Origin of the sequence: Candidatus Nitrosopumilus sp. (assembly GCF_029882185.1) — an archaeon.
In the GTDB taxonomy this organism is placed as follows: domain Archaea; phylum Thermoproteota; class Nitrososphaeria; order Nitrososphaerales; family Nitrosopumilaceae; genus Nitrosopumilus.
Genome location: NZ_JAOULD010000005.1, coordinates 24,947 through 47,591 on the forward strand (window position 1 = coordinate 24,947; position 22,645 = coordinate 47,591).

Here is a 22,645-nt window from a genome sequence, read left to right on the forward strand (position 1 = left end):
ATGAGTATTTCTGATAAAACAAGAAAGGCATTGGAAAAAATTGGTCTTACCAGTTATGAAATTAGAACATTTTCAGCTTTACTCAAATCAGGGGAATTAACAGCATCAGATCTTAGTCAAAAATCAGGAGTACCATATTCAAAAATTTATGAAGTATTGGGAACTTTGGAAGAAAAAGGTTGGATTGGTTCAGATGATTCAAGACCAACAAAATACTTTGCCAAGTCTCCATCTACAGGTCTAGAGACTACAAAACAAAAAATGGAAAGTGATTTTTCACAGAATCAAAATGTTATCTTAAATGAATTAGTGCCATTGTATGAGAAAAGCGGGACTAGTGAAAGACCAGATATTTGGGTGTTATCTGGTGCAGTAAACATTGCAGCTAAAATTTTAGAGATGGTAGAGACTTGTAGAAATGAAGTAATGATTGCATTACCTGAGGCAGGAGTGGAACTTGTAAAACAAGCATTACCAAAATTAAGATCACTTCATGATAAAGGTGTAGAGATTACAATTCTAACATCAGATAAGATGGATAAGGAATCAATTAAGGCAATCAAGAGAGTAGCTACTGTAACAATCAAGAAAGGATTGTTTGGAGGAGGTATAATTTCAGATAAAAGATATGTTGTAATTCTTTTAGGGCCAGAAATAGGAGGTGTAAATTCTTCAGAAGTTGTTGCAATCTGGGCGGATCATGCAGGATTGGCAGGATTTGCACGTCAATATTTTGAATATTTATTAAAAGATTCAAAGAAGGTATAACATGGATGCATTAGATGAAGAAGCATTATTCGTAGGAACTGCAGAAGCTGAACATGTAGAGATGTATCTTAAAGCAATTTGGCACATAAAAGAAAGAGGAGAAGATGTTAAAATTAGCACCATTGCAAAGATGCTCAATGTAAGACAGCCTAGTGTTGTTCAGATGTTAAAAAAACTAAATAGTAAAAATCTTGTAAACTACAACAAAGCAGGTGTGAAACTTACAGATGATGGTGAAAGAATAGGGTCAAGCATGATGAGAAACAGTAGACTATTAGAAGTTCTAATGGATAGTGCATTAAAAGTAGAAATTGATGAAGAGATGGTATGTGGAATTGAACATCACATGAATAAACAATTCACTGATGCCCTCTGTGTAATGTTAAAGCATCCAAGAAAATGTCCACATGATCACGAAATTCCAATGGGCGAATGTTGTAAATCAGCATAACTGAAATTATAACCCAAAAGATATATCATCTTAGAAAATATATTTAATCATGGCATGTTTCTGTGGCTGTAAGACATATGAAAAAAACGATGACGGATTCAAAATCGCATGTGTAAAATGCGGACACGGACCTCAAAACCATAATGATGAATTCAGAGATGCAGCAAGAAAGAACGAATCACAGAGTCAAAAACGTGATGCAGACTTTGGATAGTTATTCGCCAATAATTTTAACTAAAACTCTTTTTGGTCTTTTTCCATCAAATTCACCATAGAAAATTTCTTCCCATGGTCCAAAATCTAATTTGCCATTAGTAATGGCAACAACGACTTCTCGTCCCATTACTTGTCGTTTCAAATGAGCATCTGCATTATCCTCCCCAGTTTTGTTATGATCATATTGTGTAATCGGTTCATGCGGAGCTAATTCTTCTAACCATTTTTCATAATCATGTAGTAATCCACCCTCATTGTCATTAATGAAAACACTTGCAGTGATATGCATTGCATTGACTAGGCAGAGGCCTTCCTGAATTTTGCTTTTTGTAACCAATTTTCTTACATCAGATGTTATATTGACAAAGGCTCTTCTAGTTGTAACTTCAAATGTCAAATATTCAGTTAGAGATTTCATATTTTTATTTGAAATTCCATCCATTAAAATCCTAATGCAGGCTCAGAACTCAAGATCCTCATCATCAATCAAAGGGATAGGTACATCATGGCCTGCAAGGCATGTTTCAAGCAGATTCCTATTGAGTCTTTCAAGAAGCTTGATAAATGGCCAATAGTTCATTCTTTCAAAATGGTTACAATAGACACTCCTGCCTCATTGGAAAGTTTTAGAAGATTTGTCATCTCTAGTACTTGCAAATCTTATGCACCAAGAGCTTATTTGGAAGATTTTGAGGTTTTTGCAGAAAGAGAAGATAGTCTAGGAGCAATCTATGTAGAAGCAGCAGATAAAGTTACTTTAAAAAAAATTAGAGACATCACATTTGTCAATGCTAAAGATATCTTAGGAATAATCTATAATTCAAAAAGTGGAAATACATCTCTCAAATGGAGACAAATTAGAAAAAACAGTGGAAAAGTAACAGGGGAAGCATCTGCAAACTCTCTTACAAATTTGTCTGAATCAGGTGTTCTAACTTTAGAATGGGTTGAAAATTATCTGAAAAAGAAATCACAAGAAACAAAAACTAAAGAAACAAGCTAAACTCTTTTCTTTTTATAAATTAGAATAATATCATGATTACAAAAGAAATAGATGAAAATTCAATATCAGTCATACCAGAAGATTCTGAAGATCTTTTGAATTTACGGCGCATAATCAAAGAAAATGACAAAGTGATTGGGGATACAACAAGAGTGCTAAAACAGGATAGAGATTATTCAAGACCGGATAAGGGTGAGAGAATCAAAGTCAGGATTGCATTAATTGTGGAAAAAATTTCACTTGACGATGTTCTAGATAGATTAAGAGTAGGCGGTACAATTTCTGAATCAAGCAACGAATCAGTTCCTCATGGCTCACATCATTCTTTTATTCTAAAACTTAATGATGGAATTACAATTTCAAAGAAAAAATGGTTACCAATTGAAAAAAAACTTTTAGAATCAACTAATAACCAAGTCAGTTTTGTTCTAGTTGCAATTGACACCAGTGATAGTGGGATTGCAAGGTTAAGAGGTACTCATTTGGAATTTATGCCAAACATCTATTCAGGTTCTGGCGGAAAAAGATACAAAACTAATTTTAATATTGAAAAATTCTTTGATCAAGTGCTACAAGCAATATCAAGTATTTTCAAAGAGGGAGATACAATAGTTATCTTTGGTCCTGGCGAAACAAAAAAGAGATTCGCAAATTTTGTTGAAAAATCACAAAAGTTACAAAAATACAAAATTCAAGTGGTCGATGGGATTGATTCTGGGGGAGAAGATGGAATTTACACATTTACAAAATCCCAAGCAATGCAAGAAATAATGTCAGACAGCAAATTAGCCAGAGCATCATCAATAATTGATGAAGTGATGATTCTTGCAAACAAGAAAAGTAGGAAATTTACTATGGGGTATAATGAAACATTTAACGCCAATCAGATGGGAGCAGTTGAATCACTGGTATTTTCTGACAAAGCAATTCAGGAAAATGACGAACAGACAATGATGGATTTTCTAAATGATGCAGAAAATAAAGGAGTGACAATTTACAGTGTAGATTCATCTACAGACATTGGTCTTAGAGTGACAGGTTTGGGTGGAATTGTTTCTTTGTTACGATATCCAGTAGAATCTTAGTTTGTTGACTCTATTACCCATTTCAGATAAGAATTATTAATTGAATTAACATCGATTTCAGCTATTTCAGGAACATCATAAGGATGAGTTTCTTTAATTTTCTTTTTTAATAGACTCTTGTTTTTTGGAACAGTTTTAAAAATAGCAATGTATTCTGATGAGTTTTCTACTTTACCCTTCCAGGAATAAATTGAGGATATTTTAGAAATATTGACACAAGCAACTGTTTTATTTTTTACAAGCTGATTTGCAATTTTAGAGATGGATTTTTTGTCAGGATATGTTGAGATAATTACAACTAGTTTCATAGTAAACGATAAATGGCCGTACCTTAAAAAATTAACAATTAGTTTGGAACTTGATTTTATTACCCAGAATTCGATAATCTATGTCTTAATGGCATGGGTAGTCATTATTGTAATTGCAAAAGCTCTCAAATTAGAAAAATATGGTTTTGAATTAAAAGCATACAGTCTAGTATACAAAAACAAGGGAGTTAATCAAGTTCTCATAAAAATATTAGGTCGAACAAAACGAGGGATTAGGGTTTTTGCAGACACAAGTGTGATTGCAGGTTTTATTATGATGGCCTTTGCATTTTGGTTTTTGCTAAATAATGTATCAAACTTTTTTGTTGCACAATCAGAATTTTCAGAATTGACAGTATTGATTCCAGGAGTTACATTAACGTCTGCATCATCAATTACATACTTTTTGCTATCTATACCCATTGTACTTGTAATTCATGAAGGAGCGCATGGTATTGTAGCAGCTCTAGAAAAAATTAAAATCAAAACTGGTGGATTTGCAATATTTATTGCAATGTTTGCAGGATTTGTAGAGCCTGATGAAGAAGAATTTGAAAAAGCCAAAAAGATTTCAAAATTAAGAGTGATTGGAGCAGGTGCTACATCAAATGTAATGTTTGCATTTGTGTTGGGTGCTATTTTGTTAACAAATCCATTTTTTGCAATGGTATTACCAGAACCACTTTTGAGTGTATTTTATGAACTACCTGAAGGAGTTTTGATACTTTCTATAATAGAGAACTCTGGTGCTGAGCAAGCAGGATTGCTTGCAAATGATATAATTACTTCAATTAATGACATACCGATATACAGTCCAGTTGATTTTCCTGCTCTTAGTCCTGGAGAAACTGCAAGTATTTCAGTAATCAGAGATGGTCAAACATTGAACTTTGGTGTAGAAATAATGCCTGCACCGGAAGATCCTGAGAGAGGCCTGATTGGCATAATGAGAGACAATTCATTTGCATACAAACCCGTAATGAATTTCATAGAATGGAATGATCCAAATGTTTCAATGTTCTTGCTATGGTTGTGGATGATTTCATTTTTCATTGGAATCATCAACATGCTACCATTGCCAATTTTGGATGGAGGGAAATTCATTCACACAATTATTGATAAAAGAATTTCAGACAAATCAGTCAATATCGTAATGTGGGGAATCTATGCATTCACCTTTGTATTATTTGGCCTCAATATTGCCTTGTCATATTTGAAATCTGGATGGTTTACAATCTAAAATCACCTAAAGAATCATTAATGAAAAAAATCAATTCATTTTATGAAATGTGACAGATGTGAAAATCCTCCAGCATATACAAGAAGATACTCTGGAGAAAGGCTTTGTTCACAATGTTTCTCAAGGTCAATTGTAAGAAAAACTGCAAAAACTATTTCAAAATACAATATGATAAAACATAATGAATTAGTTGCAGTTGCAGTGTCAGGAGGAAAAGATTCTCTAGCATTATTAAAAATCATTAATGAAATGGCATTAACTCATAGTTTTAGAATAATAGCAATAACTATTGATGAAGGGATTCCAGGATATAGAAATGAAGCATTAGAAATAGTTGAAAAGTTTTGTTCTGAACTTAATGTAGAGCATAAAGTTTATTCTTACAAGGATCTGTTTGAATTAACACTTGATGAAGCATTAGACTTGAGAGAAAATGAAAAAACTTCATCTTGTTCAATTTGTGGCACGTTAAGAAGAAGAGCGATTGATCATGCAGCCAAAGATATAGGTGCAGATGTAATTGCCACAGGGCATAACTTAGATGATACATTGCAAACATTTGTGATTAACATGATTTCAGGAGACACCACAAAGGTCGGTTGGATGGATCCTGATACTTCTACAAATGATTTGAGAAAAATAAAACCATTCTGTGAGATTTATGAATCTGAAATTGTATTTTATGCTTTTACAAATAATATGCCATTTCAATCAGAACCTTGTCCACATATGAATGAAGGAATAAGAACAGAAATTCGTGAATTTTTAAATTCATTAGAAAATCAACATAGTGGAATTAAAAATAATTTTTATCAATCAATTCTCAAAATTTCACAGACAGTAAAGAATTCAAATTCAAAAGAGAAAATAAAATGCGAAAAATGTGGAAATGATTGTACAGGTAATGTATGCTCAGTGTGCAGTGTAGTTTTAAAACTAAAAGAAAATCAAACCTAATGCAAATATAACATACTTTCTTAGGAAAAATGGTAGTAGGTAGGATCAGGGTGCCAGCCGTGCCCTATTCTGAAACCGGCTATATGCAGAGATCAGCAACTGTTGGGTAAATCTCTAGAAGGGTAATTCCCGCTTGGTGTGCGGAAATGAAATCACGCCGAGGCGGGTGGTTGCAGGACTAGAAATATCCGAAGGGATAACTTCTAAGACCGAACCATCGAAAGGGATGAGGTCCGGGAGGGAGCAATCCTAAGGTGGAGCATCCACGCTTCCTCGTCAACGTGGCGGATCTTGTATGCCTTGAAATGGGGCTATTCGTCTAGACTGGAGCCAGCAGATCTACTACCTTTATAATTAAAATCAGATTTTCAAATTTATGGAAGGAATTATCTCATTTGGGAATAAAAGAAGTTATGAGGACTTTAAAAAACAAATTCCCAGTTCAGTGCTACCATTATTTGATTCAATAAGAGAATTTTGTTTTTCATTAGGGGATAAAGTAATTGAAGATGTTAGAATGCATAGAGTGGTTTTTTGTAAATCAATGACATTTAGATGGTTTGCAGATGTTGAACCTGTAAGAGAAGGAATAATCATTAAAATCCAAAAAAGCAGAAAAGAACCAATACAGATAATTCAGATTAAAAAAGATCATGAAATTTTAGAATGCACTCAAATCATTAAAAACGCATTTGAAGAAATTCACTAGTACAATACATCAAATTTAGAAAATTCTGCGGCAAATTTTTCATTACGTATCTCTACATCCTCAACTCTTGCATTAGCAGGCCCTCCATGAGCCCATTCTATAATTCTGCTAATATTTTCTTCATTACCTTCTAGAACGGCTTCTACTCTACCATCTTTAAGATTTTTAACCCAACCAAAAACATTATTTTTTTTTGCCATAACTTTGAGAGACTGACGGAAAAAAACACCTTGTACTTTTCCAGTAACAAAGAGTCTAACACGATAATTTGACATTATGAAAATATTTCTTAGAGTTATTAATCAATTTTAGGTTAAAAGAAAAACTACTTTCTTTCTTTGATTCTTGCTCTACCAGTCTTTCGTGCAGCAATACTACCTACCTTTGCACCAGGAGGAGCATCTCTTGAGACTGTAGAACTTTGTCCAACGTGTTGATGACGACCACCACCGTGTGGGTGAACATAAGCTGCTTGAGCAACACCTCTAACAATAGGATATTTCTTTCCTTTAGCTTTAAAACTACGCCACTTGTTACCTGCACTCATAAAGTGTCTTTCACTAGCTCCACCACCAGCAAGAGTACCAATCATTGCTCTGTTTTTAGGATTTAGAGTAGTAAACTTTCCTGAAGGAAGTTTTACAGTAACACCATCATCACCATGTGAGAAAACAGTTGCATTAGTACCTGCTGATTTTACAATTGCACCGCCATCTCCAAAGTGTTTTTCAATATTACATACAATTGTACCATCAGGAATATTTTGAACACTAATGACATTTCCTTTTTCTATTTGTGATTTTAACCCAAATTGTAAAGTTGTACCAACGGTAGTTCCAAGAACTGCAGGTACAAATGAAACAGAGCCATCTTCAAATCTAACTTTGGCTAAGGGTGCTTCCCTACCACGTTCGTGAACAAGATCAATAATTTCACCCTCATGTTGTTCTGCTAGTGGAAAACGTGGATAATTGGCTTTTACTCCTACTTTACCAGTAGAAGTAGATCTAAATTGATTGCCTCCTCGGCCTCGTCTTCGAACTAATGGTCTCTTACCCAAGTTGATCGTTTCCGACCTAAAGAGAATTTTAAGCTTGTGGTATTCTTACTGTTAGTTAGAGAAATTACCACAAAGGTATAAAAATTAGAATTGAGGCCATTGAGTATGAGTCAAAATGCTCTTTCTCTCAAAGTTCTTGAAGCATATACAAGAGATGTTGGACGAGGAGTAGCAAGAATTGATTATGATTCTATGGATACATTAAATGCCTCTACAGGCGATGTAATTGAAATTAAAGGTAAAAGAAGAACAGTAGCAAAATGTCTACCGCTTTATCCTTCAGATGAAGGAAAAGGAATTATCAGAATTGATGGACTAGGAAGAAATAATTCAGGAATTGCTATTGGTGATACAATTTCTGTTAGAAAAATAAAAGCTGTAGCTGCAGAAAAAGTAGTAGTTGCACCACTAGAAGCAATTCCTCCAATAGATGAAAGATATCTTGCAGATGCATTAGAGAGTGTTCCTTTGATCAAAGGAGATAATGTAATGGTTCCATACTTTGGTGGACGTTTAACTTTTCAAGTAATCGGAGTCAATCCAGCAGCTGATGCTGTTTTAGTAACTCAAAAAACTGTTTTCCACATTGCAGAAAAAGGAGAAACATTACGTGGAGTTCCGCAAGTAACCTATGAAGACATTGGTGGAATTTCAAATGAGATTAAAAAAGTAAGAGAGATGATTGAGCTCCCATTAAGACATCCAGAAATTTTTGAAAAATTAGGTATTGAAGCTCCAAAAGGAGTATTATTGTACGGTCCACCAGGTACTGGTAAAACATTACTTGCAAAAGCAGTAGCAAATGAAAGTAATGCACATTTCATTAGTATATCGGGTCCAGAAATCATGAGTAAGTTCTATGGTGAAAGTGAAGCAAGACTAAGAGAAATTTTCAAAGAAGCAAGAGAAAAGGCTCCATCAATCATCTTTGTTGATGAAATTGATTCTATTGCTCCAAAAAGAGAAGAAGTTACTGGTGAAGTTGAAAGAAGAGTAGTTTCTCAAATGTTATCATTAATGGACGGATTAGAAGCAAGAGGTAAAGTGATTGTCATCTCTGCAACAAACAGACCAAATGCAATTGATCCTGCACTTAGAAGACCAGGAAGATTTGATAGAGAAATTGAGATTAAAGTTCCAGATAAAAAAGGAAGAAAAGACATTCTTGCAATCCACAGCAGAAATATGCCTTTAGGCGAAGATGTTAATTTAGATAAAATATCATCTGTCAGCCATGGATATGTTGGTGCAGATTTGGAATATCTATGTAAAGAAGCAGCAATGAAATGCTTGAGAAGATTATTACCTGTTTTAAATCTAGAAGAAGAGAAACTCCCACCAGAAACACTAGACAAACTAATTGTAAATCATGATGATTTCCAGAAAGCATTGATTGAAGTAACACCATCAGGCATGCGAGAAGTATTCATTGAAAATCCAGATGTGAAATGGGAAGATGTCGGAGGGTTAGAAGATGTCAAACGAGAATTACAGGAAGCTGTAGAATGGCCAATGAAATATCCAGGTCTTTACGATAAACTAGGTCACAGGATGCCAAGAGGAATATTACTTCATGGTCCTAGTGGTACCGGTAAAACATTACTTGCAAAAGCAGTAGCTACTCAAAGTGAAGCTAATTTTGTTTCAGTTAGAGGTCCTGAACTCTTATCAAAATGGGTTGGAGAATCAGAAAGAGGAATAAGAGAAATTTTCAAACGTGCACGACAATCAGCACCATGTGTTGTATTCTTTGATGAAATTGATTCTATTGCCCCTATCAGAGGAGCTGGTGGTGAAACAGCAGTAACAGAAAGGGTTGTCAGTCAATTACTAACAGAATTAGACGGAATGGAAAACATGCATGGTGTCATCGTATTAGCTGCAACAAATAGAGCAGACATGATTGATCCAGCATTGTTAAGACCAGGAAGATTTGATAAAATTATTCAGATTCCACTTCCAGATAAAGAAAGCAGAAAGAGCATATTGGTAATTAACGCTGAAAAGATTCCAACTATTAGTGAAAAAAGTGATCCTAATCACATTGATTTCGATAAACTTGCAGACATTACTGACGGACTCAGTGGAGCAGATACAGCATCCATTGCAAACACCGCAGTATCTCTAGTAATTCATGAATTCTTAGACTCACATCCAGATGTAAAAGACATAGAAAAAACTTCAATAGATGCCAAAGTTACGATGAAACACTTTGAAGAAGCAGTTAAGAAAGTAAGAGAGCAAAAAGACCTTAAGATGGGAGAAAAATTAGTAGCTTCCTATTACAGATAGTTTTAATTAAATTACGAATCTAATCCTCATAAATGTCACAATATACAGGCTATGATGGAAAATCATTAGAATTTCTAAAAACAAACCATCTTTCAATTGGAGATTCTGTTAAAATTTTAGCGGATATAACGTATTCAGGCATAATTATGCCAAGATATGAACACAGTGATGACAAACATATTGTTTTAAAATTAAAGAGTGGATACAATATTGGTTTAGAGATCACAAAAATTGAAAGGATTGAAAAAAATCCATCTTTAGAAAAAATAACAGAAAAAAATGAAAGAATTGAAAAAAATGAGACTTTGCCAAATGTCCTGTTATTATCAACAGGGGGTACAATTGCAAGTAAAATTGATTATAGAACGGGTGCAGTTACGCCAGTATTAACAGCTGAGGAATTGAATTCGTCTGTTCCAGAGTTGGCAGAAATTGCAAATATAGACACAAAAGTACTCTTTTCAGAGTATTCAGAAAATATTATGCCTGAACATTGGTTAAAAATTGCTGAAACATTAAAAAAATATTCTAAATCGGAATATTCAGGAATTATTATTGCACATGGTACAGATACAATGCATTACACATCATCTTATCTTTCTTTTTCACTTGCAGGTTTTCCAATACCAATAGCACTAGTAGGTTCACAAAGATCATCAGATCGGGCATCATCAGATGCTGCATTAAATCTAATTGGAGCTACAAAATTTCTAACTGAATGTAAAACAAATGGAATCTATATCGTAATGCATCAAGATGAAAATGATGAAACAATTGCATGTCATCTTGGTACAAGAGTAAGAAAAAACCATACAAGCAAAAGAGGAGCATTCCAAACAATTGGAGATGATCCTGCATTTTTAATTGTAAATAATGAAATTCATGATAATATGAAAACAGATTTTTTCACATCTAAAGAATTTGAACCTAAGATCAAAATAAATGAAAAAGTTGCACTAGTGAAGTATCATCCAGGATACGACCCATCTTTATTAAAAAATATTATAGATTCTGACTATAAAGCAATAATTTTTGAAGGCACCGGACTAGGACATATTGGAAAAAACATGTATTCAATGGTAAAAATGGGAAATGAAAAAGGCATCTTTATGGGAATGACCTCTCAATGTATAGATGGAAGAGTCAGAATGACAGTTTATGAAAGCGGTAGAGATTTACTTGATTTAGGAATAATTCCTTTAGAAAACATGATTCCAGAAATTGCACTAGTCAAAGCAATGTGGGTTACTGGAAATACTGAAAACCTAGACGAAATTAAGAAAAACATGCTTAATAGAATTGCATCTGAATTTTCTGTATAATTAGGAATCAAAATGGAGAAATTTTTAATCAAAGATGTAGGTGTCAAAGTTGGATTAGAAATTCATCAGCAGCTTGCAACGAATAAAAAATTATTCTGTAATTGTACCCCTATTGAATCAGACGAATATTCAATTAAATTCCAAAGAAAATTACGAGTATCTAAAAGTGAGTTAGGTGAATTTGATCCTGCCGCATTATTTGAAAGTACAAAATCTAAAACAATAATGTATTATGCCAACCCTCAAAGTAGCTGTTTAGTAGAACAAGATGAAGAGCCTCCACATGAATTAGATGAAGATGCAAGAAAAATTGCTCTAGTAATTTCTTCTGCTTTAAAATCAAATGTTTTTAGTGAGATCTATCCTATGAGAAAAACAGTAATCGATGGTTCCAATACAACAGGATTTCAACGTACTATGTTAATTTCACAAGGGGGGTTTTACAATGCAGGAGATAGAAAAATAGGAATTCAATCAATTTGTTTAGAAGAGGATGCAGCAAAAATATTAGGTGAAGAGGGTTCCACAAGAAAATTTGGCCTAGAAAGATTAGGAATTCCATTGATTGAAATTGCAACAGAACCTTTTGAAGTAGAATTAACCGAAATTAAAAAAATTGCATTATCTCTAGGAAGAATTTTACGAAGTACAAAAAAAGTGAAAAGAGGACAAGGATCAATTAGGCAAGATGTTAATATTTCAATTAAAGATGGAGGTGGTGTTGTAATTGAGGTTAAAGGGGTTCAACAATTAGATCAATTAGAAAAAGTTGTGGAATATGAGGCTAAAAGACAACATGGTTTGTTAGTAATCTCAGAAAAAATTCAAGAAAGAAATTGGAAATTTGATAATGAGAATAAAAAAGACGTTACAAAATTATTTTTAAAATGCAAATCAAAGATTATTCAAAATGCGATAAAGAAAAATCAGAAAATTATTGCAATACATTTTAAAAACATGACCGGAATATTTGGATTTTTACCATATGAAGGAATTAGATTAGGAAAAGAAGTAGCAGAATTAGTAAGATTTTATGGAATAGGAGGAGTATTTCATTCAGATGAGCTTCCTAATTACGGAGTCGAGGAATCAGATTTGGATGAATTAAAAAAATCCATAGGAATTAAAGAAAATGACGGATTTTTAATTTTGGCAGCACCTGACGAGAAAGTGGATACTGTTGTAAAACAAATTATTTTAAGAATTGAGTACATTAGAGACACAGGTATTCCAATAGATACAAGATTAGCTACCCAGACAGGAGAAACAAAATTTCTTAGACCAAGACCAGGATCTGCAAGAATGTATCCTGAAACAGACATTCCACCAATAATCATTACAAAAGAAGAATTAACACAATCTGAAAAAAATATACCAAAATCTTGGGATGATTCTATAAAAGATTTGGAAAACAAATACAAAATTAATCCTCAACTTGCAGAACAGATTTTTGATTCACGATATATTGTATTATTTGAAAGAATTGTTGAAGATATTAACATTAATCCAACCTTTGTTGCATCAATTCTTTGTTCTTCAATTACAAATTTGGAAAGAAGTGGATTGGACTCTAATTTATTAAGTAATGAAGAAATCTTCAAATTATTTCAATTATTAGAAAAAAGAAAAATTGCCAAAGAATCTATTGAGATAATATTTGAAAATATAATGGCTGGAAAATCAAAAACTATAGAAGAAGCTATGAAAAACACTTCAATACAATCTGTTAATGAAGATGATTTAGAAAAAATAATCGAAGATATTGTAAACAATAATGAAGAGATAATTAAAAATCAAAAAGAAAGAGCAATTGGACCACTGATGGGAATTGTTATGAAAGAGTTAAGAGGTAAAGCTTCTGGTGAAACAATTAACAATCTTCTTTTAAAAAACATCAAGAAAAAATTAGATAGCATATTCTAGATAGGTGCGGGAAGTGGGATTTGAACCCACGAACTCCTAAAAGATAAGGATCTGAACCTTACACCGTTGACCAGGCTGGGTGACTCCCGCATAGAAAAATCTTGAGATCTAGAATAAGTTTCTTTATTATATGAAACACACATACAAAATTAATCGAGATAAAATGGAATTTAGAGAAGTTTATTGTTCAAATTGCAAAAAAATACTAGGACGGTATAATGTAAAATTCTATACAGAAGACAAAATTGGTGAATTAATAAACACATCACATTCTACACATATCAGAAACGGTCATCAAGTAAACATTAGAAAATTTGAAAAAATCAAATGAGTTTAATTTTTTCTATTGCTTCAGAAAGATTAGAAACTCGAATTATTTGATCATCAGAAACATGTTCATTCCAAGGTTGTGAATACAAAATCACTTTTTTGTTATTTGTTAGAAATTTTTCTACATTTAGTGGTGAATCATCAATAAATACATCATAATCTAATTCTGCCTTCATAGGACCATCAATTACTGAGACATAATTATTGTATGATATATCATGATGATCTAACCAAGATTTTACAAACGAATCAGTAGAACGTTCTCTTGCAGTAACAACATCCACTTGACCAATAGAAGATAGAGATTTTGTAATAGATGACAAGTTTTTTTCTGTGGTAGGTATTGACATCCAGTTTTTCCAACATAAACTAAGTTCAGCATAAAAATCAAATGGATTTATTTGGAATTCCTTCCAAAATTCCCAATTTGTAATTTGATTTTTAGTTATTTTTTGCCTAATAGAATTACTATAATTCATCCAGGATATGATCACATCTGCAAGTACGCCATCAACATCCAAGGCAATTTTCATTTCAGTCATTTAGTCACTTACTTTTCTAAATTCATCTAAGAGATTTTTTTGATGTTTATTGAGTTTTTTAGGCACATTTACTACAATTCTAACAAACTGATCACCTTTTCCTCTTGAATTAATGTGTGGTACACCTTTTCCTTTTAGTTTAATAATTGTATTTGGTTGACTACCAGAATCAACTTTAATTTTTTCTGTTCCCTCTAATGTTGGAACCGTAATTTCACAACCTAAGGCAGCATCAATCATAGAAATATCATGATCATAAAAAATATCTTTTCCATCTCTATTGAATTTAGAATGAGGTCGAACTCTTACTCTAATAATTAAATCACCATTTACTCCATCAGGAATCTCATTTCCTTCATCAGGAACTGTATAATCACCTGAATCAATTCCAGGAGGAATGTCAAAGGTTACTATTTTTGTTCCTTTTTTCTTTCCTTGTCCTTTACATTCATTGCAAGGAGTTTCAATTATTGATCCTTGACCTCGACAAGCAGAACAAGGTGCGGCAGTTACAAATGAAGCAAATTCCATATTACGAGTTTGTCTAACTTGTCCTTGACCATTACATGTTGTACATGTTTTTTTATTGGTACCAAGTTTAGCACCAGAACCATTACAAATATCACATTGAATTTGTTTTTGTAAACTAATTTCCATTTTTTTACCATGAAGAACATCTTCTAAAGTCACAGAGGTTTGATAAAGGATATCTGAACCTCGTTGCTGTTGATTAAACCCAAATCCTCCACCTCCACGACCAAAAATAGATTCAAAAATTGAATCAAATCCTCCACCTTGTGCTCCTTGAAAAATATCATCTGTGGAATATCTGCCATCTACACCTGCATGTCCATGTTGATCATAGATTTGTTTTTTTTCAGGATCTGAAATTACTGCATATGCTTCAGAAATTTCTTTGAAATGTTCTGCTGCTTCTGAAGATTTGTTACGGTCAGGGTGAAATTTTAGTGCTAATTTTCTATATTGTTGCTTAATTTCATCCGGTGTGGATGTTTTTGAAACACCTAAAACCTCATAATAATCTCGTTTTGCAGCCATGAATCATACCTTTATCATAATTATAGTATAAATGATTGAATTTGGATCTCAGTTAGATTTTGTTTGATCGGTTTGAGATGATTCAGAACGTCCATCTGCGCCTTGTTGTCCATCTGCGCCTTGTTGTCCATCTGCGCCTTGTTGAGGTGAGGCATTTTTGTAAAGTTCTGTAGTAATTTCATTTACCAACGTTTGTAATGTCTCAAGTTTAGGCTTCAATTCTTCTGGTTCTTTATCTAAAACTTCTCTGACTTCTTTCACAGCATCGGTGATTTTGATTCCTTGTTCTTGTGAAATTTTATCTTTAAGATCATGATTGACCAGTTTCTCTGTAGTGTAAATATAACTTTCTGCTTCATTTCTCAAATCAATTTTTTCTTTCTTCTTTTTGTCTTCATCAGAGAATTTTTCTGCATCTTCTTTTAGTTTTTCAATTTCTTCTTTAGATAATTTTGAAGTAGATTCTATTGTAATTTTAGCTTCTTTTTGTGTTCCAAGATCTTTTGCTGCAACATTGATAATTCCGTTTGCATCAATATCAAATTTTACTTCAATTTGGGGAATTCCTCTTGGAGCAGGTGGTAAATCGGTAAGATTAAAGCTTCCCAAAGAAACGTTGTCTGTTGCCATTGGTCTTTCACCTTGAACAACATGAATAGTAACTGCTGTTTGATTATCAGCTGCAGTAGTGAAAACTTTACTCTTAGAAGTTGGTATGGTAGTATTTCTTTCAATTAGCGGTTCTCTCACACCACCTAAAGTTTCTATTCCTAATGTGAGTGGAGTAACATCAAGTAAAACAATATCACTGCTAACATCTCCAGCAATAATTCCTGCCTGAATTGCTGCTCCCATGGCTACAGCTTCCATAGGATCTACACCAGATTCAGATTCTTGTCCAACTAACTGACTAACAAATTTTTTCACTAGGGGAATCCTTGTTGGTCCACCGACCATTACGATTTTACTAATATCAGAATTGGAGAGCTTTGCATCTTCTAATGCTTTGAGTACTGAAGGCTTACATCGTTCAACAATTGGCCCAATTAATTCATCTAATTTTGCTCTTGTAATCCTTAATTCTAAATTTTTAGCACCTGATGATGGATCATGTGCAATGAATGGTAAATTGACATCAGTTTCCATAACTGTAGATAATTCAATTTTTGCTTTTTCAGAAGCTTCCCTAATTCTTGTCATTGCAGTTGAATCTTGAGTGAGATCAACGCCTTCTTTTTTCTTGAATTCATCAACAATAAAATCAATTAGAACTTTATCCATATCTGTTCCACCCAATTGAGTGTCACCAGATGTGCTAAGAACCTCAAAAACACCTCCACCCATTTCCATGATGGTCACATCTAATGTGCCACCACCAAAATCAAAGACGAGTATTTTCATGTCTTCTTTTGATTTATCTAATCCAAATGCCAATGATGCTGCAGTTGGTTCGTTAATTATTCTAACAACATCAAGTCCAGCTATGGTTCCAGCATCCTTTGTTGCCTGACGTTGATTATCGTCAAAATATGCAGGGACAGTAATTACTGCTTTTTGAACAGGTTCGCCTACAAATGCTTCAGCATCTTTTTTGATTTTTTGTAAAATAAATGCTGAAATTTGTTGAGGTTTGTATTCTTTATCAAGAATTTTAAAAGTATGATCTGAGCCCATTTTTCGTTTAGCTGCTACAATTGTTCTATCCGGATTAGTTACTGCTTGTCTTCGTGCAGGTTCTCCGACCAAAAGATCGCCATCTTTGGAAAATGCCACCACAGATGGAAATGCTTTGCCACCAACAGTTGCACCTTCAGCTGCAGGGATAATAGTTGGTTTTCCACCCATAACTACTGCTGCTGCAGAGTTGCTTGTTCCTAAATCAATTCCAATAATTTTAGTCATTTTTTTATCATCATCCTTTTTTTGAAATTTCTACTAATGTCGGTCTTATAACTCTCTCATGAGAAATATATCCTTTCCTGATCTCTTTTGTAATTGTGTTATCATCTAAATCTGGATCATTGATAATTGATATTGCCTCATGAAAATTGGGATTAAAAATTTCTCCCAATGCGTCTATTGGTTCAATATGATATTTTTTCAATAAAGAGTCCATATTTTTTAAAATAGAATCTAAACCTTCAGAATTAACTTTACTTTCAGAGAAAACTTCTTTTGCTCTAACAAAATCATCATAAATTTTTAGAAAATCCAATGCAAATTCATTAATTTTTGAATTAACTCCATTTTTAATATCAGTTTGAGTTTTTCTACTAAGATTTTGATAGTCTGCTAATGCAAGTTTTAATTTTCCTTCATATTCAGATGATTTTTGTTTTTCCAAAGACAACAATTCAGAAAGTTCTTTTAAGCTAGATTTTGAATCTGTTTTAGATTCATTATTTTCTGTTTGATTTTCAGTGATGACATTAATTGGAATGTCATCAGAATTAGATTCGCTAGACAATTCAATTAAAATAATAATTTAGCTAATTTATACTATTATTGATTGTTTCACATAAAGGATTAGCTTTGACAATAATTAGATCAGAATCTTGTTTAGTTTTTTTTATATTGTCAAAATCAGATTTCGAACATGCTACTACAATCGTAGTTTTATCACTATGAAATAGATCAAAGTTTGGGTCTTCATACGCTTCGACATCACCTATATAATCACGTAACCTCGATGTTAAGTTTTGTAGCATTTCAATTTTATCTCCACGCATCGCATGTTGATCAAGTGTCCAAGATAAAGCAATTTTTGTTCTACTTGCTTTAAGATCATTTTTCTTTAGTGTTGAACGAATTTCATCTATTAATCGTTTTATGTAGCCATCAATTCCTTTAACACTTCCATTAATTAGATACATGAGTGTGTTTGCTCCTTCAAAAGAAGAGCCTAAAGATTTCAAATCAAATAATCCACTAACCATATTATCTAAGAACATTTCTTGAAAATCATCAGATGAAAGATCATTTTTAGTAATATCATCTTGAGCATATTTACAAACTTCTAAAACACTACAAAGACTTGAAAATCGTGATAAGACATCAATTGCATGAAAATGTTCAGATGATGAAATTGCTACAAATTTTTTCTCTTTTTTACCTACAGTAAGAAGTTCAGATAAAACAGGATCCGCTTTTCCATTAAATGAACCGATGATTTTCGGTTGTTCTTTAAGATCTTCTAGAGGATAATAAAAATATGAAATATGCTTTCCAGTTTCAAGACCAGTTACATGTTCAAGTAATGAAATATTTTCATTGTTACCCCCAAATCCTGTTGGAAGAGTAAAAATTACTGAGCTGTTCTTTTTCATTGAAGAAACTGCATCCTTGAATTTTGAATGAATTTCAGTTTTGATATCTTGTCCAGTTTTTCTTATTCTAGGAGTAAAGAATAGATATTGTGCTTTAGAAATTGCCACATCTATTGGTTCCATTGCCAATAATGGTTCATCTTCTTTCAGAGAAGAGACATTTGGATATGTTTTTGCAATTTCAGCTTTGAGTGAAATTGCAGAAGGTGTGGATTCATCAATGATGTAGACATCTGCTCCTTTAATTGCCATTTGGGATGCGATAGCATATCCTTCAGTACTAAGGCCATAAACAACTACTTTTGCTCCTCCCATTACATTTACAGCTAGGATTAGACTAAGAAAAACTTATTGAACTTACTATAATTAGGAAATTACTTGAAAATTTGGATTGATATTCTAACACCAAAACAATTATTGTTTTCTGAACCAATTATTGAGAAATTAGGAAAAAAATATGATATTTTGTGTACTTCAAGGGACTACAATGAAGTTTCAAAATTGGCAAAAATACGCAATTTTGACCTTATTTTTATCGGAAAACATGGTGGTGGCGATGAAAAAAGTAAGCTAAAAGCAAGTATTGATAGAATGGAAAAGATGTCTAAAAAAATTAAGACATTTTCGCCTGATGTTGTGATTAGTTTTTGTTCTCCAGAAGCAGCAAGAATATCATTTGGATTGGGAATAAAACACATAGCCTTTTGTGATTCACCACATGCAAATGCGGTTATGCGATTAACGTTGCCATTGATCGAAAAACTATTGATCCCACATGTAATATCAAAAAAGGAATTTTCAAAATATGGTATCGATGAAAAAAATATTATTCAATACAAAGCAATTGATGCAATTATCACAATAAAAAGAAGAATAAATAGAAATGCAAAATTACCATTCAAAAAAAACAATAAAAAGAATATTTTGATAAGAGTTGAAGAAGAACAGGCATCCTATACATCAAAACCTAGTAAGATCATTCCAATAATAAAAAAAGTTGTAAGTGAATTTGAGAAAGAAAACGTCGTAGTTTTGGGAAGATATGTTGAACAAATTAAAAATTTACAAAAAATAGTAGGCAATAAAACAAAAATTGTAAAAATGTCATATGATGGAAAACATTTGTTAGAAAATACAGATGTTTTTGTTGGTTCAGGTGGAACAATGACTGCAGAATCTGCATTAATGGGAATTCCAACAATTTCATATAATGCAGTTCCAAATATTATTGAAAATTTCTTGGTAAAGAAACATTTGGTAAAACGTGAAACAGATCCAAATAAGATTTCTATGCAAATAAAGAGAATTTTTGAAGCAGATGATAAACAGAGTCAAAAAAGAGCAAAGATAATTAGAAGTCAAATGGAAGATCCTATTCAAAAATTAATCAAGATAATTAAAGAATAGAAAATTTTTGTTTATTAGACAAATTCAAATAAAAAGTTCATTAAGGGAATGAAAGTGCTCGATTTAGCAGCCCGGTAGTGTAGCGGTCAAGCATAGAGGCCTTTGAAGCCTTTGACCCCAGTTCGAGTCTGGGCCGGGCTACTTTTTTAATAAAAAATAGTATTGTGACACGAATATAATATAGATAGTTTTTCTGAAATTAGGCAGCATGACTGATATAATTTTAGGAATGGGAGAAGTGGGAGAAACACTGTTTCACCTTCTTGAAGAGAGAAATTTTGATAGTGTTGGAATTGATATAGATTCTTCAAAATGTAAAAATTATTTTGAGAATCAAAAAATTGTTAACCCTGAATATCTTCATGTATGTTTACCAGGAGAATTACCGGATTTTGTAGATATCACATTGAATTGGATTAGTAAGATTGAAGAACTAAAAGTTGTCATAGTACATTCAACAGTAAAACCTGGAACTACAAAAAAGATTCAGGAAAAAACAAAAGTGTTGATTTTATTTTCACCAGTTCGTGGTGTACATAGAAGATTTTTAGACGATATTAAAAAATATACTAAATTTATTTCATCAGATGAAAAAAACATAGATCCTAAAATAAGATTAGATTTAGAAAATAGATTTGAGAAAATAGATTGGATGTCAACTACAAAAACTGCGGAATTAGCAAAGATTCTCGTTGATACTACTTATTATGGATGGTTAATCAATTATGCACAAATTACAAAAATGATTTGTGAGAAGGAAGGAATTGATTTTGACGAGATGTGGAAATTTGCAGATGAAATACACAAAAATTTGGGGAATAGACCAAAAATGTATCCTGGAATTATTGGAGGACATTGTGTAATTCCAAATCTGAATTTGATTGATTATGATGAATTAGATATGATTAAAAAAATTAATGAGGCATATGAAAAATTTGAAAAATAGTTTCAAATTCTAAAAATCTAATTTTGTCAAAAGTCTTGAGGCAATAGCAAATAAAACTGATGCAATGATAACTAAAATTATCATTTCAATAATTATAAATTCTGTTATGGTTCCAAAAATGCCTGCTCTAATCACATCTACAAGATAGGTTAATGGGTTTAGATAAAATGCTATTCGCAATGGTTCAGGGGCACCATCTGCAGGGTAAAATGCAGTACTAACAAATGCAAAGAAAAGAAAAACGGTATTAATTATTACATTGAATCCTTCACTTGAGCGTAATCTAGTAGATATTATTGATGCTAGAGAACCAAAAAGTACTGAACCAGTAATAGCCCCAAAAATGATTATTGGGATTGTTACCAATGAAAATTCTACAGAATCAAAAAATACAGGATATCCAACAGCTGCAATTAATACAGCACTAACTAATCCGATTATTCCTATAGTGCAGATATTACTAAGAACATAATGACTTCTAGTGAACGGGCCGGACATAATTTGTTCAAACATTCCATGTTTTCGATCATTCCAAATAATGATACCAGAAATTAAAGTACTATTCATAATATTAAATCCAATCATACCTGAAGCTAAAAATGCAGGATAGTCAAGATCCTTATTTCCAAATGGAACTGCATTAATCAATGGAGCATATGCAAATCCTGCTACAAAAATATAGATTAAAGGAAAAATTATTTGCCAAATTAAAAATCCAGGATTAAGAGAAATCGTAAGATTTCTATTAGTTAATCTAATTATTGGATGCATTTTCTTTTACCATGTTTAAAAATATCTCCTCAAGATTTGTTGGTACAGCAGAGAGGTTGTCGATATCGATTTTATTATCATAAAGCACCTTTAGAATTTGTAACAATACTAATTCAGACTGTTCTGAATGAATAATAATATTAGTTCCAGTTTCAAAATCAATTTTACAGTCTGGTATTTTGGATAAAAGAGAAATAATTTCAGATTTTTTTTCTAACAAATGAATTTTAATAGTTTTTTCTTTTCCAAATCTATTTTTTAAAGCATCTGGAGAATTAACAGTGATAATTTTACCTTTATCAATAATTGCTATTTGATTGCAGAGATATTCAGCTTCAGATAGAATATGTGTTGTGTAAAATATTGTTAAACCTGTTTTAACTTTATTTTTTAAATAATCTAATAACTTTCTTCTTGCACTAGGATCTAATCCAACTGTTGGTTCATCTAAAAATAACAGCTCCATATCATGCATGAATTCTCGTGCAACTTGCACTCTCCTTCTTTGACCAATTGATAGATCCTCATTTCGTTTCTTACGAATCTCAACAAGATCAAAGTCTTTCAAAAGTTGTTCCATTCTTTTTTTACGCTCAATTTTAGGAACATTCCACATCATACCGTACTTCTCAAGTGATTTTTCAACTGAGAGTGTAGGCTCATAGCTAGGTTGCTGCAAAACTACACCAATCTTGTGACGAACTTTGAGAGGATTTAAGATAGCATCAATACCTAAAATAGTTAATGAGCCAGTAGTAGGCGGAATAAGAGTAGTTAGAAGTTTAATAGTTGTTGATTTTCCTGCTCCATTAGGACCTAAAAATCCAAAAACCTGACCTGCTTTTACAGATAAAGTCAGATCAGACACTGCATTAACTGAGCCATATAATTTTGAAAGATGGTTGACATCAATACAAGACATGATAAAAC

24 protein-coding genes, 2 tRNA genes and 1 other RNA gene are annotated in these 22,645 nt (G+C 32.5%); 15 read left to right on the forward strand and 12 right to left on the reverse strand.

The genetic code is table 11. The features are described from left to right. From OEW78_RS02685 to OEW78_RS02695, 3 genes are read left to right on the forward strand one after another with little or no spacing between them, the layout of a single operon-like run. Positions 1 to 768 (forward strand): helix-turn-helix domain-containing protein, encoded by a 768-nt coding sequence (locus OEW78_RS02685; protein ID WP_300323669.1) that lies wholly within the window; start codon positions 1 to 3, stop codon positions 766 to 768. Position 769: 1 nt separating this feature from the next. Further along, the gene (locus tag OEW78_RS02690) at positions 770 to 1,219 is read left to right on the forward strand and encodes a metal-dependent transcriptional regulator (RefSeq protein WP_300323672.1); all 450 of its coding nucleotides are present in this window, start codon (positions 770 to 772) and stop codon (positions 1,217 to 1,219) included. Between the two features lie 49 nt (positions 1,220 to 1,268). Continuing rightward, positions 1,269 to 1,433 (forward strand): hypothetical protein, encoded by a 165-nt coding sequence (locus tag OEW78_RS02695; RefSeq protein ID WP_179362856.1) that lies wholly within the window; start codon positions 1,269 to 1,271, stop codon positions 1,431 to 1,433. On the opposite strand, the gene OEW78_RS02700 is transcribed toward OEW78_RS02695, so the two are convergent. Further along, on the reverse strand, positions 1,434 to 1,853 hold the full coding sequence (locus OEW78_RS02700) for a secondary thiamine-phosphate synthase enzyme YjbQ (RefSeq protein WP_300323676.1): 420 nt from the start codon (positions 1,851 to 1,853) through the stop codon (positions 1,434 to 1,436). 171 nt (positions 1,854 to 2,024) lie between these two features. Between OEW78_RS02700 and OEW78_RS02705 the strand changes: the two genes are divergently transcribed. Both OEW78_RS02705 and OEW78_RS02710 read left to right on the forward strand, forming a co-directional pair. Next, positions 2,025 to 2,438 (forward strand): hypothetical protein, encoded by a 414-nt coding sequence (locus tag OEW78_RS02705; protein ID WP_300323680.1) that lies wholly within the window; start codon positions 2,025 to 2,027, stop codon positions 2,436 to 2,438. Between the two features lie 32 nt (positions 2,439 to 2,470). Beyond that, on the forward strand, positions 2,471 to 3,523 hold the full coding sequence (locus OEW78_RS02710; protein ID WP_300323683.1) for an mRNA surveillance protein pelota: 1,053 nt from the start codon (positions 2,471 to 2,473) through the stop codon (positions 3,521 to 3,523). On the opposite strand, the gene cutA is transcribed toward OEW78_RS02710, so the two are convergent. After that, the gene (gene cutA, locus OEW78_RS02715; RefSeq protein WP_300323686.1) at positions 3,520 to 3,831 is read right to left on the reverse strand and encodes a divalent-cation tolerance protein CutA; all 312 of its coding nucleotides are present in this window, start codon (positions 3,829 to 3,831) and stop codon (positions 3,520 to 3,522) included. The two genes, OEW78_RS02710 and cutA, sit on opposite strands and share 4 nt — an antisense overlap. Positions 3,832 to 3,919: 88 nt before the next feature. Here cutA and OEW78_RS02720 point away from each other — a divergent pair, with 88 nt between their 5' ends. The 4 genes from OEW78_RS02720 to OEW78_RS02735 all read left to right on the forward strand — a co-directional run bounded on the left by OEW78_RS02720 (position 3,920) and on the right by OEW78_RS02735 (position 6,737). Next, complete coding sequence (locus OEW78_RS02720; RefSeq protein ID WP_300323689.1) at positions 3,920 to 5,071, forward strand: site-2 protease family protein; 1,152 nt, start codon at positions 3,920 to 3,922, stop codon at positions 5,069 to 5,071. Between the two features lie 42 nt (positions 5,072 to 5,113). After that, a complete protein-coding gene (locus tag OEW78_RS02725) occupies positions 5,114 to 6,028 on the forward strand; it encodes a TIGR00269 family protein (protein ID WP_300323692.1) in 915 nt (304 codons plus the stop codon). A 33-nt stretch (positions 6,029 to 6,061) separates the two neighbouring features. Next, positions 6,062 to 6,373, forward strand: an RNA gene (ffs, locus tag OEW78_RS02730) — signal recognition particle sRNA. A gap of 31 nt (positions 6,374 to 6,404) precedes the next feature. Beyond that, positions 6,405 to 6,737 carry a DUF5655 domain-containing protein gene (locus OEW78_RS02735; RefSeq protein ID WP_300323695.1) on the forward strand — a complete coding sequence of 111 codons (333 nt, stop codon included), beginning with the start codon at positions 6,405 to 6,407 and terminating at the stop codon, positions 6,735 to 6,737. On the opposite strand, the gene OEW78_RS02740 is transcribed toward OEW78_RS02735, so the two are convergent. Beyond that, the gene (locus OEW78_RS02740) at positions 6,734 to 7,012 is read right to left on the reverse strand and encodes an acylphosphatase (RefSeq protein ID WP_300323698.1); all 279 of its coding nucleotides are present in this window, start codon (positions 7,010 to 7,012) and stop codon (positions 6,734 to 6,736) included. The genes OEW78_RS02735 and OEW78_RS02740 overlap by 4 nt on opposite strands. A 50-nt stretch (positions 7,013 to 7,062) precedes the next feature. Next, entirely contained in the window at positions 7,063 to 7,797 is a 735-nt protein-coding gene (locus OEW78_RS02745; protein WP_300323701.1) for a 50S ribosomal protein L2, read from the reverse strand. A 105-nt stretch (positions 7,798 to 7,902) separates the two neighbouring features. Between OEW78_RS02745 and OEW78_RS02750 the strand changes: the two genes are divergently transcribed. The 3 genes from OEW78_RS02750 to gatE are packed head-to-tail and all read left to right on the forward strand — an operon-like array spanning position 7,903 to position 13,334. Further along, positions 7,903 to 10,089: a CDC48 family AAA ATPase gene (locus OEW78_RS02750; protein ID WP_300323704.1), complete on the forward strand. Its 2,187-nt coding sequence runs from the start codon at positions 7,903 to 7,905 to the stop codon at positions 10,087 to 10,089. Positions 10,090 to 10,121: 32 nt separating this feature from the next. After that, entirely contained in the window at positions 10,122 to 11,411 is a 1,290-nt protein-coding gene (gene gatD / locus OEW78_RS02755; RefSeq protein WP_300323707.1) for a Glu-tRNA(Gln) amidotransferase subunit GatD, read from the forward strand. 12 nt (positions 11,412 to 11,423) lie between these two features. Beyond that, positions 11,424 to 13,334, forward strand: coding sequence for a Glu-tRNA(Gln) amidotransferase subunit GatE (gatE, locus tag OEW78_RS02760; protein ID WP_300323710.1), 1,911 nt, complete (start codon positions 11,424 to 11,426; stop codon positions 13,332 to 13,334). Between the two features lie 5 nt (positions 13,335 to 13,339). Here gatE and OEW78_RS02765 read toward each other — a convergent pair. The 6 genes from OEW78_RS02765 to OEW78_RS02790 all read right to left on the reverse strand — a co-directional run bounded on the left by OEW78_RS02765 (position 13,340) and on the right by OEW78_RS02790 (position 18,906). Next, positions 13,340 to 13,424, reverse strand: a tRNA-Leu gene (locus OEW78_RS02765). A 233-nt stretch (positions 13,425 to 13,657) separates the two neighbouring features. Continuing rightward, complete coding sequence (locus OEW78_RS02770) at positions 13,658 to 14,197, reverse strand: hypothetical protein (RefSeq protein WP_300323824.1); 540 nt, start codon at positions 14,195 to 14,197, stop codon at positions 13,658 to 13,660. A gap of 9 nt (positions 14,198 to 14,206) precedes the next feature. Beyond that, positions 14,207 to 15,265, reverse strand: a complete 1,059-nt coding sequence (gene dnaJ, locus OEW78_RS02775; protein ID WP_300323713.1) for a molecular chaperone DnaJ — start codon at positions 15,263 to 15,265, stop codon at positions 14,207 to 14,209. Between the two features lie 48 nt (positions 15,266 to 15,313). Beyond that, positions 15,314 to 17,167, reverse strand: coding sequence for a molecular chaperone DnaK (dnaK, locus tag OEW78_RS02780; RefSeq protein ID WP_300323716.1), 1,854 nt, complete (start codon positions 17,165 to 17,167; stop codon positions 15,314 to 15,316). 10 nt (positions 17,168 to 17,177) lie between these two features. After that, positions 17,178 to 17,732: a nucleotide exchange factor GrpE gene (locus OEW78_RS02785; protein ID WP_300323719.1), complete on the reverse strand. Its 555-nt coding sequence runs from the start codon at positions 17,730 to 17,732 to the stop codon at positions 17,178 to 17,180. A gap of 22 nt (positions 17,733 to 17,754) precedes the next feature. After that, entirely contained in the window at positions 17,755 to 18,906 is a 1,152-nt protein-coding gene (locus tag OEW78_RS02790) for a hypothetical protein (protein ID WP_300323722.1), read from the reverse strand. A 63-nt stretch (positions 18,907 to 18,969) separates the two neighbouring features. On the opposite strand from OEW78_RS02790, the gene OEW78_RS02795 reads away from it, so the two are divergent. From OEW78_RS02795 to OEW78_RS02805, 3 genes are all read left to right on the forward strand, one after another. Beyond that, on the forward strand, positions 18,970 to 19,998 hold the full coding sequence (locus OEW78_RS02795; protein WP_300323725.1) for a DUF354 domain-containing protein: 1,029 nt from the start codon (positions 18,970 to 18,972) through the stop codon (positions 19,996 to 19,998). A gap of 68 nt (positions 19,999 to 20,066) precedes the next feature. Further along, a tRNA-Gln gene (locus OEW78_RS02800) sits at positions 20,067 to 20,139 on the forward strand. Positions 20,140 to 20,206: 67 nt separating this feature from the next. Next, on the forward strand, positions 20,207 to 20,944 hold the full coding sequence (locus tag OEW78_RS02805) for a GDP-mannose dehydrogenase (RefSeq protein WP_300323727.1): 738 nt from the start codon (positions 20,207 to 20,209) through the stop codon (positions 20,942 to 20,944). Positions 20,945 to 20,953: 9 nt separating this feature from the next. Here the strand turns inward: OEW78_RS02805 and OEW78_RS02810 are convergent, their stop codons facing one another. Both OEW78_RS02810 and OEW78_RS02815 read right to left on the reverse strand, forming a co-directional pair. Continuing rightward, positions 20,954 to 21,715, reverse strand: a complete 762-nt coding sequence (locus OEW78_RS02810) for an ABC transporter permease (protein WP_300323730.1) — start codon at positions 21,713 to 21,715, stop codon at positions 20,954 to 20,956. After that, the gene (locus OEW78_RS02815) at positions 21,699 to 22,637 is read right to left on the reverse strand and encodes an ABC transporter ATP-binding protein (protein WP_300323733.1); all 939 of its coding nucleotides are present in this window, start codon (positions 22,635 to 22,637) and stop codon (positions 21,699 to 21,701) included. Before OEW78_RS02815 ends, OEW78_RS02810 begins: the two co-directional genes overlap by 17 nt. Positions 22,638 to 22,645 lie beyond the last annotated feature (8 nt).